Source organism: Prevotella fusca JCM 17724 (assembly GCF_001262015.1).
GTDB classification, from domain to species: domain Bacteria; phylum Bacteroidota; class Bacteroidia; order Bacteroidales; family Bacteroidaceae; genus Prevotella; species Prevotella fusca.
Map to the genome: position 1 here is coordinate 527,769 of NZ_CP012075.1, position 20,368 is coordinate 548,136.

Consider the following 20,368-nt stretch of genomic DNA (forward strand, 5'->3'; position numbering starts at 1 on the left):
TGTTTACAGTACAGCCTATAATTTGTTTGGGAGCAAAAGACGCTGTGAACAGTATCATGTGCTTATAGGTTATGTAATAAAAAATCATCACAGACAAAAGCGCATTGATGCTTACTTGCGTTCCTATAAAGGCTTAACTGCCGTTCAATTAAGCCTTAGTTACGTTCCAATTAGTGCTTAGTTGCAGTATAATTAAGCACCTTTTCCCATGAAGATTTATATCCACATGATTACATGTTAGTTACAAATCTAATAGGAAAAGCATTTCTATGTAGAGCTTCTGGTTCTTTTATGTGTTTATTTTATAAGGAAATTTCCTCTCTCCTGCCAGTGTGTTACCAGTGCCTGCACAATGATTTTCTTAGACCATAATCAGAACTTCCACTAAATATCAACAACGCCATTCTTTCTTAATACTATACCAAGTCGTAAAAGAGCAGCTTAGCCTGCATGATATTAAAAAAATTATCCCCCGATTCACATCGAGGGATAACAACAACACAAACACAAAATAAAGCAGGATACACCTGCAATACTGTTTTGCTTACTAATCTAGACTTTATTAATCGTAAAAAATGATTCTTACATAACACCGTCAGCTCTCAGCTTCTCTTGCCACTTCCAGGCAGATGCAAGAACGTCTGCCAGCGGCGTGTCAGCCTTCCAGCCCAAGACGGTATTGGCTTTGGTACAGTCGCCCCAAATCTTCTCAATGTCGCCTTCACGACGTGGACCAAATTTCCAGTTCACTTTTACACCAGTAGCCTTTTCAAAGGTATCAACAATCTCCTTGGTAGAATTGCCACTACCTGTACCAATATTGAAATATTCTATCTTCTCAGTGTCTTGGTCAAGTACACGTGCCATGGCAGCAACGTGAGCTTTTGCCAAATCCACAACATAAATATAATCACGGATACATGTTCCGTCTGGTGTGTCGTAGTCGTTACCGAAAATCGTCAACTCTTTTCTGATTCCCATAGCTGTCTGTGTAACAAAAGGAATCAAGTTGTTAGGCACACCGTTTGGCAACTCACCAATCAAGGCAGATGGATGAGCGCCGATAGGATTGAAATATCTCAAGACAATGCTCTTGACATTTGCACCACTATGGATATAATCAAGGATTATCTGCTCATTGATTTCCTTTGTATTACCGTATGGAGAAGTTGCCTTCTGATGAGGTGCATCTTCTGTAACAGGCAGGTTCTCAGGTTTTGGCTGTCCGTAGACTGTACAAGAACTTGAGAAGATAATGCCCTTTACATTATATTCCGGCATAAGCTCCAGAAGATTCACCAGTGAAATAATGTTGTTCCTGTAATACATCAAAGGCAACTGAACACTCTCACCGACTGCCTTGGAAGCTGCAAAGTGGATAATACCCTCTATCTTCGGGTATTTGCGGAAGACATTTTCTGTAGCCTCACGGTCACGAAGGTCTACCTGCTCAAATGCCGGGCGTACCCCCGTTATCTTCTCTATACCATCCAACACTTCAATTTTCGAGTTGGACAGGTCGTCAACAATAACGACATCATATCCAGCCTCAATCAGTTCAACACTCGTGTGTGAACCAATAAATCCTGTTCCACCAGTGACAAGAATTGTTTGTTTCATTTTCTTTAGTTTTTTTACTAGTGATGCAATAATTTTAAATTAAACTTCATATATCCCTTTATTAATAAGGGTTTCAGATCGTTCTTTGATTTTTTGATTTGAAAATGACAGCGTAACTTTGCAACCAAAACTGCATTGTTATGAACGTCGGTCGATATGTGTTTTCACAAGTTGTGAAGTACATACCTCGTTATCAGTTCGACAAGTGCGTGAAGAAGTACCGTGGCGACTGGCATGTCAAGGATTTGACTTGTTACAACCAGCTTCTGCACCTTTTGTTTGGACAGCTGACGAGTTGTGATTCTCTACGGGACATCTGCCTGTGTCTTGGTGCCCACAAGGACATCCTCTACCATCTTGGATTTGGCAACACGGTCAACCAGTCATCACTTTCCCGAGCTAACGACAATCGGGATTACCGCATCTATGAGGAGTTTGGCATCTATATGATAAATCTGGTAAGACCTTTATACACAAGGACCTCGATACCAGATGTCACTATAGACAACGTACTTTACTCCCTCGATTCCACGACCATCTCCACAAGTGTCAAACTTGCGACATGGGCTTTAGGAAGATACAACAAGGGGGCGGTGAAGATGCACACTCTGCTTGACTTGCGCGGGAGCATTCCAGCAAACATCCACATCACGGATGGCAGATGGCATGACAGCAACGAACTTGAACTGACTGCGCCGGAGCCTCTTGCCTTCTATATGATGGACAAGGCCTATGTTGACTTCGATGAGTTCTTTCGCTTCCATTTGGCTGGAGCCTATTGGGTTACCAGACCGAAGGACAACATGAAATACGAGATTATTGGTCATAGAAAAGACTTCTCCCGAGAGGATGGTATTCGAGGCGACTTTACCATTCGCTTGACTCAGCCAAAGACTCATGCACTTTACCCTGAGCCTTTCAGGGCAGTCTGCCACTATGATGAGGAGACGTGTGAAGAAATAGTGTTCATCACTAACAACTTCGAGATCAGCGCAGTGGAAGTGTCCGTCCTGTATAGGCACAGATGGGACATAGAGGTGTTCTTCAAGTGGATAAAGCAGAACATTGTCGTGAAGACCTTGTGGGGGTATTCCGAGAATGCAGTCCGAATCCATCTCTGGGTTGCAGTCATCGCCTATCTGCTTGTTGCAAGAATAAAGGCGGACAACAAAAGCCCATACACCATTACGGAAGTGGCAACGCTGATAAGAGTTTCTGCTTTGGAGAAAACTCACCTCAGAGATTTAATCACTAAGCCGAGAACCTCTGTCATTTACAATCAATATGTCAAAGAACTACCTCTATTTGATAATATGTAAAACTTAACGCGATTTTATCGCATCAGTACTATAGTTTTTTCTTTAGTTAGGCTGATCTGTAACTATCAGTTATGCTGCAAAGATAATGTTTTTTTTATAACCTTCAAAAAAAGAGCGTAAAAAAGTACGTACCTCTTTACAAAATCGAAAACTTTTTGTATATTTGCCATTGTTATAAAATAAATACATACCAAGACATGACAGAGACCGGACAGACTCAGCAACAGATCGAGCGCTTTCTGAAGAAAGTTGCACAGAAATTCACCGCTACAGATTGTGACATGCCTATGACTGATATTCATTTACGTGCTTCACAGGACAGTGGCGATCTTATGGCTTTTGATGACAGTGATGTTGAAATCACCCGCTGTGTCATTACACAATGGATTGACAACAAGAGCGACAACTTCTATCAGGAAGCAGCTGCTACTCTGCGCTCGGAGCTTAATCGGATCAAAAACATTATAGACAATCTTTCTGTCATGAAACCCTATAGTTTCATTCTTGAAGATGATGACAAGAATAATGTTGCTGAACTTTATCTTGTTGATGATGACATTGCCATTATTGGGGGAGACCTCATGGAGGGCTTGGACAAGGAGCTTGACGGCTTCCTGCAAGACTTATTGAGCAGAGAAGAATGAAACAAAGGGTCTTAACATTCCTCTGTTGCCTGGCTTGTCTTTTTCCTGCCTCGGTCTCTGCACAGCGGCATGAGATAAATGATGCGAATATACGCTCTCTGAAGGTGATAGCAAACCAGAAATGGCTGGATTTGCCTGTAATGGTGCTCAACTCGGGAAGAATTAGCATTGACTTCGATGATTTAACGCATACTTATCGTCGTCTGACTTACCGTTTGGAGCATTGTGAGGCGGACTGGAAACCTTCTACAGGACTGTTTGAGAGTGATGTCGTAGATGGTTTCATTTCCGGAAACACAATAGATGATGTCAAGGAATCTACACTGACAAATACACTTTACACACATTATCATCTGGATATTCCCAATGACAAATGCCGTCCTAAGCTGTCTGGCAATTATCGTTTGTATATATATGATGATAACGAACCGGAAGTCCCTTTACTGACGGCTTGCTTCATGCTTACAGAACCTGCAGGACGGTCAATGGGAGTAAGGCTGAATATTACTTCGCAGACTGACCTGTCCATCAACAGTAAGCACCAACAAGTTGAGATGCAAGTGGACTATGGGAATTATACCGTAAGTAATCCTCAGCAACAAATCAAGACTGTTGTAATGCAGAACCGCAACTGGCTTGAGGCACGATGGAACAGTAAACCGCAATATGTCATGGCAAACGAATTGCGTTGGACACATAACCAGGATTACATTTTCCGGGCAGGGAATGAGTATAGGAAGTTTGAGATACTATCAACAGATGTCACGTCTATGGGGGTTGACCGGATTGGATGGGATGGTAAGGACTATCATGCTTATCTCTTTCCCGCATTGCCCCTGCTGAATTATATTTATGACGAGGATGCTGACGGTGCGTTTCTTATCCGCAACTCAGACAACATAGAAGTAAATACCACCAGCGACTACATGCTGACACACTTCCAGCTTAACACTCCCTCACCCTATCCTTACAGAATATTCTTGAATGGTGACTGGACTTACGATCGTTTGCTTCCTGAATATGAGATGACTTATAATTCTACAGAGAAATGCTATGAAGCTGTGGTTCCATTGAAGTTCGGTTATTACAACTACCAGTTCCTTGCCGTAAACGAACAAGGAAAACCTGCTGCTTTCAGCGTAGACAACAGTCATTATCAAACGGAAAACAGTTATCAGGCACTTGTTTATTTCCGTCCACAAGGAGGAAGAACAGACAAACTTGTTGGATATGCAAATGTAAAGTTTATAAAAAACAAAAGCATCGAGGACTAAACGCAGTAATGCTATAATCCCTATGCTGTAAAAGGATATAACACCTTTTATCCGATAGATTATCTTTTAGTGCTGTCCTGTAAACATTTCCCGTATAAATTAGTCATAGGCGTCTTACTATGACATGAATAATCATAATAACCCTTTCTTCCCGTTTTCGGCTGATGTGTTGCTGCCCATCACACGTGGTGGTGTTGGTAAACACCATTGGTGTTGAACACTAATCACTTTGCGATATGTTGCCGGAATACAGACATCTTTTACTTACCAAGCAGAGTTATACTACCAAAAGTAAACAAAACTTATTTGAGATTGTCATCTAAACTCTATTAAGCGAAACACCTCTCCCTCCAAACCTATAATAGAATCAACACCAATCCTCTTTCCGTTGTCCATGAGTATCATGCGCTCACTGTCACGAATAGCCTTGACAACACCTGTAACAGTAAGATAACTTCCACCTTCCTTGTGTGCATCAGGCTGGAAATAAGTAATTGAAACAGTCGGACGTTCTGCTAAATTAGAGAAAAGAATCGAGAGCTTGCGGTCCAGCAGCTCTCGGTCATCCTCCATCATCTCAACTTTCGGACTTGTATAGCGTGCCGTTTCCGCGACAACTTCCCCATAACTGGTAAGGGCTGCAAAGGGTGCAAACTGTGCTGCACGACTATAGAGCCTCATCTGCGGATGCCGCTTTGAAACGTGATGCGGAAGATGGATTATATCATCGTAATTATCTGTCATGCCTTATGTCCTCCTATCTGTTTGTTTCGATCCCTTGCCGTTGACCCTTCATCAAAGTTCAACCCACGGAGCAGAGAATTCTTTCCAAATCTGTTTTTGATGTTGATAATGGTTTCCTGTATCCTTCGTTCACGTACCAACTCAGCTGCTTCTACCTCCTGTTCCCTCCTCACTGCTTCATAATCAGTAAACATATCAAGCTCAACAGGTTTATGTGTCTTTTGTTTCATCCGTTCTTCGCTAATGACGTGATTTGTTGAGATACTCAGTCTTCTGATTAATAATCTTTTGTCAACAACCTCGTCATAAAGTGCAAGAACAGCCTCCCCAATTAGGCGGGCGGAAGACGTAAAGCGATGAAGATTGGCTGTTCCGTGAGCACTCTTCGGCACTTTACGTCCATACCAGTCAACTGCGACAGGACCAGCATATCCCTTTCCAGCTGATGACGTCAAACTTTCACGGTCGTAACCAACGTACAAAACGAGTTGGTCTGTTACACAACGTTTCTCTACCAAGTCCAGCGCAATGGCATCTGCCATCTCCTGCACTACGACTCTTGCCTTACGAAAAGTGTAAGCATCCTGTAGCACCTGACCACTGCTCATCGAACAACTCTCCGGTCGATAAGCCTTGACCATCTCCATCGTACAGGGTTCCCATCCCCAAGCATGATCAATAAGCAGCTCTGCATTTACTCCAAAAAGTTTATAGAGCAGTTCCTCCTGATGGATGGAACAACGTGCAATCTTGCCCATCGTGTCAATACCATAGGAATACAGACGCTGTGCTATACCCCTTCCTACACGCCAGAAGTCTGTAAGCGGACGATGATTCCAAAGTTTCTCACGATAGCTTTTCTCATCCAATTCGGCAATACGCACGCCGTCCTTATCGGCAGGAATATGCTTTGCAACAATATCCATCGCTACCTTACAAAGATACATGTTCGTGCCTATGCCCGCAGTTGCTGTAATACCCGTCTCACGCAAGACATCACGTATCATCTTCCTTGCCAGTTCATGGGCAGTCATCCGATAGCTGTAAAGGTAAGAAGTAGCATCGATAAACACCTCGTCTATTGAATACACATGTATGTCTTCTGGTGCAATATACCGCAGATAGACATTGTATATCTTCGCACTGTACTGGATATAATGCGCCATACGGGGCATAGCTGTCACATAATCGACTGCCCAGTCTGGGTGTTGTTCCAGTTCTTTTGCATCGTATGACTTTCCTGTAAACGTTTTTCCCGCTGAAGTTCTCCGTTCCTCATTGACCTCTCTCAGACGTTGTACGACCTCAAACAGACGTGCACGCCCAGGCAGACCGTATGCTTTCAGAGAAGGTGACACGGCAAGACAGATGGTCTTTTCCGTCCTCCCCACATCAGCAACGACAAGATTGGTCGTCATCGGATCAAGTTCACGTCCCACACATTCCACACTTGCATAGAACGATTTAAGGTCTATAGCAATGTAAGTTCTACTGGATGATTTTCTCGATGAAGACATTGATAGCAGGAGTGAAAGGAAATTAAAGGGGTTAAGATTATATTTTACTGGAAGTTAGAAAGACCAAAGGAGTTATATCGAGTCAAGACAAGACAACAGCTTGTTGGAAGTTAGAGGAGTCAAAGGGAATTAAAAGACTTTAGTCGTTACCTTCTACTTATGAAAAAGACTCAGAAACAAAGTATTGCCCCAACTTCTTTAACTCCTTTACTCCATCAACTTCTCTCACTCACTGTTACACTCCTTTAATAATCCTTCTCAGTGTAAGTTTCATCCAGCAACACCTTCGACGGAGCTTTGCCAGAATGATAAGTATATCTGAAATTGAAGCCGGCATCCTTGTAAGCCTTTGTACCAGGGTCAGCCTTCAAAGCATCGCCTAAGGCTTTCCTTAACTCTGACCTTTTCGCAACAATGACCTGTTCATTGTCAGCCTTGTCCAAAAGTGTATGATAGTAATGAATCGTACGGGAAGAGGCTTCAAACACCATACTGTCCATTCGGGTATCATTAACCACTGGTGTTGGGCATTTCTTCTCCGTGTATTCCTTACATTCCTGTGCCGCCCTTTCCTCCAAGCTACCGTGACAGGCAGTGAGAGAGAGCAGCAGTACACCTGCATAAAATAACTGTTTCATTCTCATTCAACTAATATTAAAAGTGGTTCAGAATACTCATACAAAGAAAACACTCTTTATATATCCCTCACCGAATATCTGTTGCAAAGATAAGAAAAAATAGATTCTTCTGTTAAATGCGTAGACACTTTTCGTATAGCTTTAACAAAAGAACCGAAATTATGCATTATACAAAAAGACAGCCAAGACAGTCTTGGCTGTCTTTTTTATTATCATCCTCCGACACAGAAAACCTTTTCATTTTAATACTTTGAAAACGCAGGCAATAGATTGAAAAATCATGACATAATTTCGGATAAAATATCTACAGATAAAGGCAAAAATACGTGTAAAAAGCAAGTTTGCAACCAACAGGAAATCAGTTGGTTATAAACCCGTGCAAGAAAAGGTGCTTAATTGGACTTCAAAAGGGCGTCAGTTAGACCTCAAAAGGGCATCTATTGCAAGTCAATTGGGCGTCTTTTAGAAGCCAACAGAGCATATATTGGTTTTGAGTTGCATGAAAATAGTTTACAGACTCCGATTGACACGGGAATAAGTTGTTCATAGAAGACTGAAAGACATGGTAACGGGTAGACATCGTTCTCATTTGCCTTTTCTGCATTTTTATTTTGTGCTTTATCCTCCTTTGTGAGCCCATCTGATTTTGGATAGTCATACCATGCAAGCGTATAAGCCTTTATTCTATTTCCAATTCCATGCATTTAACGGAAGAACCAAAAATTAGGTAATTTCTTATTTTAACATTCTTAATTCTCAATAATTATGACTATATTTGCACTTTGAAAATATAGACAAACTGATGAATCATATAAGAAATTTCTGCATTATTGCCCATATCGACCATGGTAAGTCAACCTTGGCGGATCGTCTTCTTGAATACACTCAGACGATTAAGATAACAGGAGGGCAGATGCTTGATGATATGGATTTGGAGCGTGAACGTGGCATTACCATTAAGAGTCATGCTATCCAGATGGAGTACACGTCAGACAAGGAGAAATATGTTCTGAATCTTATTGATACTCCGGGGCACGTCGACTTCTCCTACGAAGTATCACGAAGCATTGCAGCATGCGAAGGAGCTCTACTCATCGTCGATGCAACGCAGGGAGTACAGGCACAGACCATCTCCAATCTCTATATGGCAATCGACCACAACTTGGAGATTATCCCTGTCATCAACAAGATTGACATGCCAAATGCCATGCCAGAAGAGGTTGAGGACGAAATTATTGACCTTATAGGATGTGACCCGGAAGACATTATCCGTGCCAGTGGAAAGACAGGCGAGGGTGTGCCAGAGATTCTTGAAGCCATTGTCAAGCGTATTCCTGCACCAACAGGAGACACCAAGGCACCGTTGCAGGCACTCATCTTCGACTCCATCTTCAATTCTTTCCGTGGTATCATCACACTCTGCAAGGTTGAAAATGGCGTCATTAGAAAAGGCGACAAGGTAAAGTTTGTACAGACAGGAATGGAATACACAGCTGATGAAGTTGGTGTGTTGAAGATGAACATGCTCCCAACCCAACAACTGTCAACAGGTGAAGTTGGATACATTATCTCAGGTATAAAGAATGCAACAGAGGTAAAGGTGGGTGATACCGTTACCCACATAAACAACCCATGCCAACAGGCCATTGAGGGATTCCAAGAGGTTAAGTCGATGGTCTTCGCAGGAGTCTACCCTATTGACCCGAATGATTATGAGGGGCTCCGTGCTTCATTGGAGAAACTCCAGCTCAATGACGCAGCACTTACATTCCAGCCAGAGAGCTCACAGGCACTGGGCTTCGGTTTCCGTTGTGGTTTCTTGGGATTGCTCCACATGGAGATTATTCAGGAACGACTGGACCGTGAGTTCAATATGGATGTCATCACTACCGTACCTAACGTAAGCTACATGGTGTATGACAAGCAAGGAAATGAAAAAGAAGTGCATAATCCATCAGGACTGCCTGACCAGACAATGATTGATCACATTGAAGAGCCTTATATCAGAGCATCTATCATTACATCAAGTGAGTACATCGGTCCTATCATGACACTCTGTCTTGACAAGCGAGGTGAGCTCGTCAGCCAGAACTACGTGAGTGGAAACCGCTTGGAACTCATCTTCATGATTCCATTGGGCGAGATTGTTATTGACTTCTATGACAAGCTAAAGAGCATCTCCAAGGGATATGCTTCCTTTGACTATCATATCGACTCGTTCCGTCCTTCCAAACTGGCAAAACTCGACATCCTTCTAAACGGAGAACCAGTCGATGCACTTTCAACACTGACACACGAAAGCAATGCCGTCGTATTCGGAAGAAGAATGTGCGAGAAGCTGAAAGACCTGATTCCACGTCAGCAGTTTGATATTGCCATCCAGGCGGCAATTGGTGCCAAGATTGTTGCACGAGAGACCGTAAAACAGGTGCGCAAGGACGTTACAGCCAAGTGTTATGGTGGTGACATCAGCCGCAAGCGCAAACTTCTGGAGAAGCAGAAGAAAGGTAAGAAACGCATGAAACAGATTGGAAACGTACAGGTTCCACAAAAAGCATTCCTTGCAGTATTGAAATTGGACTAAAATTCAAAGAAATAAGAAAGGATAGGAAAATGAAAGAATTGGTAAACGACACCAGGGATATTGCACGTGAATTAGCACGTAAATACAGTACGATGACCCATGACGAATTGGATGTACTTGAAAGTATCCTCGTACCAATGAAATTTGCCAAAGGACAGATGATCCTCAGTGAAGGTGAAACCTGCAAGCACTTCTATTATATTGAGAGAGGACTTATACGCCAGTTCTATTTCAAGAACGGGAAGCAGATTACCGAGCATTTAGGAGAGGACCGAAGCATCTTCATGTGTATAGAAAGTCTTTTCCGTGAAGAGCCTACTAAACTACAGGTGGAGGCTTTAGAGCCGACTTTGGTTTATGCTTTGCCTAAACACAAGCTGGAGCAGGTGGCACTTCATAATGTAAACATCCAGATTCTCTACCGTAAGATACTGGAAGAGAGTCTTATCACCTCACAGATTCACGCTGACCTTGTACGCTTTGAGACTGCACAGGCACGCTATAAGCGAATGTGCAAACTTAATCCTCAGGTTGTCTTACGTGCGCCACTGGTCTATATTGCCAGCTACCTACAGATGACACCTGAGACTTTAAGCCGTGTCCGCTCATCAACATTGCTTGATGACTGACCAGGCTGTGTACCAGACAGAAATCATCAAGGAACACCCATAAGAAGTTAGAGGAATTAAGCAATTACCTTATTATCTGCAGATTGAAGCAGATGATAGAAGAAGGTAATGGCTTAATTCCTCTAACTCCTTTTATTCTATATGACACCTTATATTGTTAGGACATGACATGTAAAGAACACTTACAAACCAAACAATCCGTTCTGCCTTACTCTTCCAATGCTCCTGCATAACTGACAATCCTCCCCTCGCTTGTTACACCTTCAATAACAAGGCGATACCCCGAACGACAGACAGAAGGCAACAGCAATCGGAAAGAACGCCCACGCAAAGAAGGCAACCACACTGGGATGCGCTGGTTGGGAGTAAAACATTCCGGAACTTGATAGCCTAAAGTTGTAAATATCTTCGTGTTCGTCAGCGGAACATCATCAGTCTTGAAATCACCTTTCTTTGTCGTTATAGAGATGACACCCATACCACCAATGGCTCCCCAGATAACCGTAGAGCCGCCCTTGAAAACATCTACTCTTTCAACATCCGCCATCTGGATATTGTCTAAGTCATAATCCTCATTGACAAATATCCCATCTATCGCAACCGCTGCGGGACGTCTGCCTCCAACCGTCGCACCACCTCGCACATAACACTTTCCCAAATCCACCGTCACACCGGGAATCCTGCGTAACAGTTCATGCAGACAGGTTGCCCCGATACTTTCAATATCCCGCAACCCAAAGGAAAAATCGGCTGTCCGGGCATAAGCATCGGAACGGGAAGCATACGCCGGTTGGTGGCTGAATACATGAACCTCATCCATCAGGACACCATCTTTCGGCATATCCAGCATAGCATCAACGCGTGTTGTGTCATGCTCCGTCCATTCAAACGAGGGGAACTGCCCTGCATAAGGAGGGAAGTCTTCCTCATCCAGTAACAGCTTCACCCACGATTTTCCAGCCTTTGTAAACGCATTCAGAACATATTGTGTCCCTTCAGGAAAGTCCATTCCCTCAAAAGAAAAGCGTCCTTGCGCATCGGTCTTTGCCATTGCATAAAAACCTTTGTCGGGTGAAATGAGATTTACGACTCCTTCTTTTATCGGTTTATGACCAATCAGTGTCTCAACCCTTCCTCGTATCACAGCCGTTTTTTCTATGCCAATCCGCCCCTTCTTACAGCCTCCTCGGATTACGTCGTCCATTCGATACCGTTTCCAGTTACAGCCGCCAGCCAATCCTTCAGCTTCTTTACTTGACAAAATAGATGCCGGTTCTTCCGGACACCCAGCTACATCCATATCAAACAGCAAATGGGAAAGGATATTCGACCGTCCTTTCACATCATTCATACCTGCATATTCCACACGCACAGAGACATCCATTGTCTCTCCTTCCCGCAATCCATCTGCCGTAATAAGACAAGGAAGCATTCCGTCATCAGTAGTATCTGAAGCATCCCACTTCGCTGAAATCGCACAATGTTCTTTCTCCGGGTACAAAAAAAACAGTTTCTCAACGACTGTTTTCAAGTTTCCGTCAAGAAGTTGAAAAGAGTAAATACCACCTTGGGAAAGACTATCTCTACAGAGAATGACATCCTTTCCTTCACTTATCTTTCCAAAGTAAAGTGGAATGGAACGACAGTGTACAAATAACCTGTATTCGTTCTTTACAATATTATTTCCACTACTAATACTTACTTTAACACTATTACTTAATCTTTTTACATTCAGATATATATCTATTTTACTAAAACTTTCACTTAAAGTATCATCATACTTAAAAGGCAAGAGCTTTCCATGTCCGCCGATAAAGATACTTTTCAGACTTTCATATCCTTCTAAGTTCAACATATTCTGCGTATAGCTACGTAACATATAACGTCCTTTCGCCACCCCTTCCGGAATGTCTATATACCCCACGAAGTCCTGATTACTCCGCAACAGACGTACACGTTTCACAACAAGGCGTTCCGGGTTAAGGAGTTCAACATATACATAACGGCTCATACTATCTGTTTGATGAACCACAGCATTCACCAGAAAGACACGCAGATTAATCCTCTGTCCTGCCTGATAGCTGTCTGCATCGGTAAAGACGTATGTCTTCTCCTGTGGGAACAACTGTACCTGTCGAAGAATACGGCTCAAAAGGACGTTGTCAGTCTGCGCATACAATGCTGTATGAACACATATCAGTAATATGGTGAAAAGTAGTTTTCTCATATACATGGGCATCAGTTAGTCTGTCTCTACATTAGGTTCTCGGTAACGAAAGTAATTGTCTGTAGAGTTTTATGCAAACTTACATAAAAATCTTAAATTAAACATCAGTAAGATGAAAAAAACACGCTCTTTAAAAAAAATATACGAATAATAATAATCAAAACAAACGTTCTATCCGCTCTATACGATAAGAAACAACTGTATTTTAAAGACAGGATAAAGACTATACATATAACTCAGAAATCTACTTCATGAAACATTATTTGTCATAATAAAATCATAACAGGAAATCTGTTGATGATGATTTGCACTCAAATTAAGCCCAAACTGTCGGTCAAAAGATGCTTAATTGAAGCCTAACTAAGGCTTAATTGAGATCCAACTAAGCACCTTTTCTTGCATAGTCTCATAACTGACTGATTAACTGTTAGTTGCAAATTATAGGAATAACCCTTTAAATCAATGTCCTTATAAGAAAACAACAACTTGTTTTGTAAAACAATTTCAAACCAGCATATTACCATCTTTAAGGAGCACTAAAGCAGCTATCAAGCGATAATAGACTTTACTCTAAGCGACATTTGCTACTGTTCCCTCCTTTGGAGGGGCTGGAGGAGATTTTGTTTTGAAAACATCTTCAAAGGTTCTGCCCCCATACTGTCCATATTACAGAAACATTTTGTAAATTTGCAGTTCAAAAGACTGTAGCAGGCAAGACAAATAAGGATTGTGCAACCATACAGGTTGCTTGCAATAACTACACTGCTACAAATGCCTGCAAATAACGCAAAGAGAAGATAAAACAATGATATATCCCAAGAACTTTGAGCAGAAGATTGGTTTCACGGAGGTGCGCTCACTCCTGCGTGCACGCTGCCTGTCGCCTTTAGGCAAGGAACGGATTGATGCGATGAGCTTTTCTACTGATGCCACACAGGTAAATACTTGGATGGAAGAAATCAGAGAGTTTCGTAGAATACAAGAAGGACAGGACGACTTTCCATTAGATAATTTCTTTGATGTACGCGAAAGTGTGGCACGGATTCGCTTGGAAGGAACCCACATGGAAGTGGAAGAACTCTTTGATTTGAAGCGTTCATTAGAGACAATCATTGCTATTGTGAACTTTCTGAGTCGTGGAGAAGAGACCGAACAGGGCGAAGTACGACATTACTACCCTACTCTCTATAATCTTGCAGATGGCATTGCCACCTTCCCATTGCTTGTTCAGCGCATTTCACAGATTATCGACAAATTCGGCAAGATGCGTGACAACGCCTCACCAGAACTGCTCCAGATACGTCGAGAGCTTGCCCGCATAGAGGGAAGTATCTCACGGACACTATACGGAATTCTACGTGCTGCACAGGGAGAAGGACTTGTTGAGAAGGATGTTACACCTACCTTGCGTGACGGCAGAGTGGTCATCCCGGTTGCACCGGGCTTGAAACGTAAGATTTCGGGTATTGTACACGATGAAAGTGCTACGGGTAGGACGGTTTATATTGAGCCTACCGAAGTTGTTGAAGCTAATAATAAGATTCGTGAACTTGAGAATGAGGAGCGAAGAGAGATGATTCGTATCCTCACAGACTTTGCCAAAAAGGTACGTCCGAACGTGCGCGAGATTCTTGACTCATACAATCTTATGGCTTCAGTAGACTTCATTCGTGCGAAAGCTGAGCTTGCCAGACTCTTTAAGAGCTTTGAGCCTCAGGTGGCTGATACGCCTCATATTGATTGGATAAGAGCCATCCATCCTCTGCTTCAACTGTCTTTGGAAAGAAAGAATAATAAGAAGGTAAATTCTTCATTATCTGAGAGTAATGAAGAAATAGATAAAGTTTCTAATGAAGTTGAAAACAAGCAAGAGTACGATACAATATTAGAGGAAGAGAACGAGACACGTAATGTTCCTTCAAGTGTTGTCCCTCTCGACATTCAACTCACCAATGACAAACATCTGTTGATTATCTCTGGTCCGAATGCTGGTGGTAAATCTGTTTGTCTGAAGACGGTAGGACTGCTTCAGTATATGCTTCAGTGTGGTCTTTCCATCCCTGTTGGTGACCGTTCTACAACTGGTATCTTTACGGATATTATGATAGACATCGGTGATGAGCAAAGCATTGAGAATGATCTCAGCACCTATTCTTCTCACTTGATGAATATGAAGATAATGATGCGTCGTGCTTCTGATCGTACGCTTATCCTCATTGATGAGTTTGGAACAGGTACAGAACCACAGATTGGCGGAGCCATTGCAGAGTCAGTTTTACGTCAGTTCTGGCGGAAACATGCTTGGGCGGTGATTACAACCCACTATCAAAATCTTAAGCATTTTGCAGAAGAACATCCGGGAACAGCCAATGGTGCGATGCTCTATGACCGTCACGAAATGCGCCCACTCTTCCAGTTAGCCATCGGCAGACCGGGCAGTTCATTCGCTATTGAGATTGCTCGAAAGACAGGAATACCAGAGGAAGTTATCCGTGATGCATCAGAGATAGTTGGCTCTGATTATATCCAGAGTGACAAATACTTACAGGATATTGTTCGAGATAAACGTTATTGGGAAAACAAACGTCAGACCATTCACAGCCACGAGAAGGAGCTGGAGAAGCGCATCAGTCAATATGAAAAAGATATTGCAGCATTAGAACAAAGTCGTAAGGAGATTCTCAATCGTGCCAAGGCACAAGCTGAAGAGATTATCAAGGAGAGTAACCGCCGTATAGAAAACGCTATCCGTGAAATCAGAGAGAAGCAGGCTGAGAAGGAGGAAACCAAACGTATTCGTCAGGAACTGGCTGCTTATGAAGCAGGATTGACGGATGGAGGCAAGACTGAAAAGGCTGATTCATCCAATAAGAAGAAACTAAAAAGTAGCGGATTACTCTCTGATGACGACTTCCAGAAGAAGGTTGATAAGATCAAGAGCCGAAAAGAACGCCACGAACAGCATCTGAAGGAAAAGACAAGCAAGCAACAAGCAGCTGCCGAAGCATTGAAGAATGCTGTGCGTAAACAGCAAGGTGGAGGTATTGTTATGGCTGGTGATTCTGTGCGGATAAAGGGTCTTACGACCGTTGGAAAGGTTGAATCAATTGAAGGAAAGCAGGCAACGGTGATCTTTGGAGGAATGAGAACAAAGATGGCTGTAAGCCGTCTGGAGCACGTAGACACAGCTACTATTCAGCCTGAACAAAAGCAATTCCAAGCATATAATTATAGCCGTGAGACACGTGAGACCATTGACAAGCATCGCAATCAGTTCCATCAAGAGTTGGATGTACGTGGCATGAGGGCTGATGAAGCCTTGAACCAGGTGCAATACTTTATAGACGATGCCATCCTTGTTGGGGCAAGTCAGGTGCGTGTTCTTCATGGAAAGGGCAATGGAATACTTCGTCAGCTAATCCGACAGTACCTTGGCAGTGTTCCTAACGTTACAAACTATCGCGATGAACACGTACAGTTTGGTGGCGCAGGTATAACGGTTGTGGAGCTATAAGTTAGTTGACAAGTAAACAAGTTCAGGAGTTTACGAGTTGATTGCTTTATTCTATGACAGATAAAAAGTATAGGCAATAAATTGATAGTGCAAGCGTTAGAATATTAATATGAACTACCTAAGGCTTTTACACATACTTCGCAGACAGAGACAGAATCTTCTCTTAGCTGTTGGTGTCACTATGATGCTGACTGCATGCGGTATAGATAGAAACATAAAGAAAGGTGAAAAACACCTTTCCTTGGGCGAGTATTATGACGCTGCGACCCAATTTAAGACCGCTTATCAGCGTACATCACCTAAAGATAGACGTCAACGTGGAGAGTTATCTTTGAAGATGGCTGGATGTTACGAGCGTATTTCGTCATCTCAACGAGCAATCGCTGCCTATAGAAATGCCATTCGTTATAAATTGGACAATGGTGAGACGCATAAGCGTTTGGCTGACAATCTGATGAAGGAAGGTAGCTATGCGGAGGCTGTTAAGGAATATCGAATAGCACTTGATTCGATGCCTAACAATCAACTCATTGCTCAAAAAATGCAGACTGCACCAATAGCTGCAGGCGTGAAAGAGCGTGGTTCAAAGTATATTGTGAAGCGAATGGACGTGTTAAACTCACGCCGACAGGATTATTCACCAATGCTTTTCGGTGATAAATACGAACAGCTGTATTTCACTTCAACACGAAATGAAGCGAAAGGCGACGAATTGAGTGGTATTACGGGTGCAAAGGCTGGCGACATATTCCTTAGTGAAAAGGATGATAAAGGCAAATGGAGTACCCCAAAGGCTATTGAGTCTGCATTGAATACAGAGGCTGATGAGGGAACACCTGCTTTCTCAGTAGATGGTAGGGAGATGTATATCACACAGTGTTTGACTGACCCCAGCTATCCTCGTTATGCCCAGATTGCTGTCAGCAATCGTTCTGATGCAGCCTGGGGAAAGGCTACAAAGTTGGAAATCAGCCGTGACACACTGTCGAGCTTTGCCCATCCTGCAGTTTCACCAGATGGCAACTGGCTTTATTTCACCAGTGATATGCCAGGCGGGAAAGGTGGTCTTGATATTTGGCGTGTACGTCTTACAGGTGGTACAACGGGAGGTGTTGAAAATCTTGGAGAGCCTATCAATACACCCGGAGACGAAGAGTTCCCTACTTTCCGACCAAATGGTGACCTTTATTTCTCAAGTAACGGACATGGTGGATTGGGTGGTCTTGACATCTTTATAGCTAAGGTTGGCTATGACCGGCGCTATCACTTAGAACATCCGGGATTCCCCCTTAACTCGCAAGGTGACGACTTTGGTATGACTTTCGAGGGCATTCACAATCGTGGTTTCTTCTCTTCAAACCGTGGTGACGGGCGTGGCTGGGACCATATTTATAGTTTTGAACTCCCAGAAATCATTCAGACCGTCAAGGGATGGGTCTATGAAATGGATGGTTATGAGTTACCAGCTGCACAGATATTCATGGTAGGTGATGATGGAACCAATAAGAAGTTAGCTGTCAAAGGAGATGGCTCTTTCGAGCAGGAAGTACAACCCGGTGTTAATTATATCTTCCTTGCAACCTGCAATGGTTACTTAAATCATAAAGAAGAAATAAAGGTGGGTACAGTTGAAAACTCCAAGGTACATACGCTTCAGTTTGCTTTAGCAGGAATAAATGTACCTGTATTGATTGATAACATCTTCTATGACTTTGACAAAGCGACACTTCGTCCAGAATCAGAGAAGGCTTTGGATGCTCTTGTTAACCTACTCAAAGAGAATCCAAACGTAACGATTGAACTTTCAGCCCACACCGATTACGTTGGTTCAGCTGATTATAACAAACGCCTTTCACAACGACGTGCAGATGCTGTAGTGGCTTATCTTACCACACATGGTATCGTTAAAGAACGTCTCACGCCTGTTGGATATGGCAAGGAGCGTCCTAAGAAGATTCGCAAGAAGGTCACAGAGAAGTATTCTTGGTTGAAGGAAAACGATGTACTTACCGAAGAATTCATCAAGAAGATCGATAAGGAGAAGCAAGAGATAGCCAATCAATTGAACCGTCGAACTGAGTTTACGGTCCTTCGTACCACATACGGTATGTTTGATGAGAAGGGAAATCTCAAGCAACAACCAAGACCTAAGAAGAAAGACAGTCTCGATGATGATGGAATGATAATTATTGACATTCCCTAAGCGATATGACAAAAGATTATAGCCAACCATATCAGGCAACACAATCTCCTTGTTCTTTTGCCCATGACGAGCAAGAAACAAGAGATGTAGAAGAAGTAGAAAAGAAACTTCCTCTTGCCTTTACGGCTTATACTCGTAACCTTTTCGGAGATGAACTCTATCAAATATTTCTGAAAGGGTTGCAAGCAATTCCTCCTGTAAGTATCCGTCTTAATCCTTTTAAGTTGTCCGAGGGAACGAATAAGATTAATCCTGAGTTAAGTCCTCGACCCATTCCTTGGTGCAAAGAAGGCTTCTGGTTGGAAACAAGACCTAACTTTACGTTCGACCCACTACTCCATGCCGGAGTTTATTACGTGCAGGAAGCATCGTCTATGTTTCTATCTCATGTACTGCAACACTGGGTAAAACAGCCTGTTATGGTACTCGATCTTTGTGCTGCACCAGGTGGGAAAACAACTTGCACACGTACTTCTTTGCCTGCAGGTTCTTTCCTTTTCTCTAATGAACCGATAGGAAAACGAGCACAGATATTGGCAGAGAACGTTCAAAAGTTTGGTCATGAGGATGTTGTTGTTACAAATAATTATCCCCGTGATTATAAGAAATCAAAGCTAATTTTCGATGCCATCATAGCTGATGTACCTTGCTCAGGAGAAGGAATGTTCCGCAAAGACCCACAATCTATTGAGGAATGGACCCCACAGAATGTGGAGAACTGCTGGCAGCTACAGCGTAGTATCATTGCAGACATATGGGACAACCTGAAGCCTGGGGGTATTCTCATCTATTCCACCTGCACCTTCAATGCCCACGAAGATGAAGAGAATATTGCGTGGATTCTCAACGAATATGATGCAAAACTCCTCTCTGTGCCCACAGAAGAAGCATGGAATATAACAGGTTCACTCATCGGTAACCCACTCAAGGATGGTCAGGAGTTTCCTGTCTATCGTTTTATCCCGGGCAAGACACGTGGAGAAGGAATCTTTATGGCTATCATTCGTAAACGTGGAGAGAATCAAGCTCTCAAGTATAAGACAACTGTAAACTCCGACAAAGCTGTCACTGAAGCACATAAACGTCTCCGCATACTTTCACATGGTGTAAAAGAAGGTATACAAAAAGGGAAAACTATCATACCAGACCATACATTAGCTCTCTCCCTCTCAACTGACAAAACTGCTTATCCTAATGTAGAAGTTGATTACCAGACAGCCATCGCCTATCTTCGACACGAGGCCATCGTATTATCTTCTGAAGCCCCACGTGGCATAGTTCTTCTTACTTATAAAGAACATCCAATAGGTTTTGCAAAGAACCTCGGCAACCGTGCCAACAATCTCTATCCACAGGAATGGCGCATAAAGAGTACACATATCCCAAACGAACCTCTGGTGCTTCTGTAACATAAAAGAAGATAAGAATAAACTTAAAAATGATATACCCCTGCAA

13 protein-coding genes are annotated in these 20,368 nt (G+C 42.8%); 8 read left to right on the forward strand and 5 right to left on the reverse strand.

Features of this window, described 5'->3' with window-relative positions; genetic code table 11:
- Positions 1-582: 582 nt before the first annotated feature.
- On the reverse strand, positions 583-1,620 hold the full coding sequence (galE, locus tag ADJ77_RS09475) for a UDP-glucose 4-epimerase GalE (protein WP_050696334.1): 1,038 nt from the start codon (positions 1,618-1,620) through the stop codon (positions 583-585).
- Between the two features lie 140 nt (positions 1,621-1,760).
- Between galE and ADJ77_RS09480 the strand changes: the two genes are divergently transcribed.
- The 3 genes from ADJ77_RS09480 to ADJ77_RS09490 all read left to right on the forward strand — a co-directional run bounded on the left by ADJ77_RS09480 (position 1,761) and on the right by ADJ77_RS09490 (position 4,857).
- Positions 1,761-2,939, forward strand: coding sequence for an IS4 family transposase (locus tag ADJ77_RS09480; RefSeq protein ID WP_025079277.1), 1,179 nt, complete (start codon positions 1,761-1,763; stop codon positions 2,937-2,939).
- Between the two features lie 197 nt (positions 2,940-3,136).
- Positions 3,137-3,583 carry a hypothetical protein gene (locus ADJ77_RS09485; RefSeq protein WP_025079240.1) on the forward strand — a complete coding sequence of 149 codons (447 nt, stop codon included), beginning with the start codon at positions 3,137-3,139 and terminating at the stop codon, positions 3,581-3,583.
- Positions 3,580-4,857 carry a type IX secretion system plug protein gene (locus ADJ77_RS09490; protein ID WP_025079239.1) on the forward strand — a complete coding sequence of 426 codons (1,278 nt, stop codon included), beginning with the start codon at positions 3,580-3,582 and terminating at the stop codon, positions 4,855-4,857. The genes ADJ77_RS09485 and ADJ77_RS09490 overlap by 4 nt, the downstream gene beginning before the upstream one ends.
- 315 nt (positions 4,858-5,172) lie before the next feature.
- On the opposite strand, the gene ADJ77_RS09495 is transcribed toward ADJ77_RS09490, so the two are convergent.
- From ADJ77_RS09495 to ADJ77_RS09505, 3 genes are all read right to left on the reverse strand, one after another.
- A complete protein-coding gene (locus ADJ77_RS09495; protein WP_025079238.1) occupies positions 5,173-5,601 on the reverse strand; it encodes a hypothetical protein in 429 nt (142 codons plus the stop codon).
- The gene (locus ADJ77_RS09500; RefSeq protein WP_025079237.1) at positions 5,598-7,118 is read right to left on the reverse strand and encodes a Y-family DNA polymerase; all 1,521 of its coding nucleotides are present in this window, start codon (positions 7,116-7,118) and stop codon (positions 5,598-5,600) included. The genes ADJ77_RS09495 and ADJ77_RS09500 overlap by 4 nt, the downstream gene beginning before the upstream one ends.
- Positions 7,119-7,363: 245 nt before the next feature.
- The gene (locus ADJ77_RS09505; RefSeq protein ID WP_050696335.1) at positions 7,364-7,762 is read right to left on the reverse strand and encodes a hypothetical protein; all 399 of its coding nucleotides are present in this window, start codon (positions 7,760-7,762) and stop codon (positions 7,364-7,366) included.
- A 796-nt stretch (positions 7,763-8,558) separates the two neighbouring features.
- Between ADJ77_RS09505 and lepA the strand changes: the two genes are divergently transcribed.
- Both lepA and ADJ77_RS09520 read left to right on the forward strand, forming a co-directional pair.
- A complete protein-coding gene (lepA, locus tag ADJ77_RS09515) occupies positions 8,559-10,340 on the forward strand; it encodes a translation elongation factor 4 (protein ID WP_050696336.1) in 1,782 nt (593 codons plus the stop codon).
- A gap of 29 nt (positions 10,341-10,369) precedes the next feature.
- Positions 10,370-10,969: a Crp/Fnr family transcriptional regulator gene (locus ADJ77_RS09520; RefSeq protein ID WP_025078329.1), complete on the forward strand. Its 600-nt coding sequence runs from the start codon at positions 10,370-10,372 to the stop codon at positions 10,967-10,969.
- Between the two features lie 208 nt (positions 10,970-11,177).
- Here ADJ77_RS09520 and ADJ77_RS09525 read toward each other — a convergent pair whose 3' ends face one another.
- Complete coding sequence (locus ADJ77_RS09525; protein WP_244148587.1) at positions 11,178-13,196, reverse strand: TonB-dependent receptor plug domain-containing protein; 2,019 nt, start codon at positions 13,194-13,196, stop codon at positions 11,178-11,180.
- Positions 13,197-14,001: 805 nt separating this feature from the next.
- Here ADJ77_RS09525 and ADJ77_RS09530 point away from each other — a divergent pair.
- From ADJ77_RS09530 to ADJ77_RS09540, 3 genes are all read left to right on the forward strand, one after another.
- Complete coding sequence (locus ADJ77_RS09530) at positions 14,002-16,710, forward strand: endonuclease MutS2 (protein ID WP_050696338.1); 2,709 nt, start codon at positions 14,002-14,004, stop codon at positions 16,708-16,710.
- 109 nt (positions 16,711-16,819) lie between these two features.
- Positions 16,820-18,913: a PorE family type IX secretion system protein gene (gene porE / locus ADJ77_RS09535; protein ID WP_025078328.1), complete on the forward strand. Its 2,094-nt coding sequence runs from the start codon at positions 16,820-16,822 to the stop codon at positions 18,911-18,913.
- Positions 18,914-18,918: 5 nt separating this feature from the next.
- Positions 18,919-20,322 (forward strand): methyltransferase RsmF C-terminal domain-like protein, encoded by a 1,404-nt coding sequence (locus tag ADJ77_RS09540; RefSeq protein ID WP_050696339.1) that lies wholly within the window; start codon positions 18,919-18,921, stop codon positions 20,320-20,322.
- Positions 20,323-20,368 lie beyond the last annotated feature (46 nt).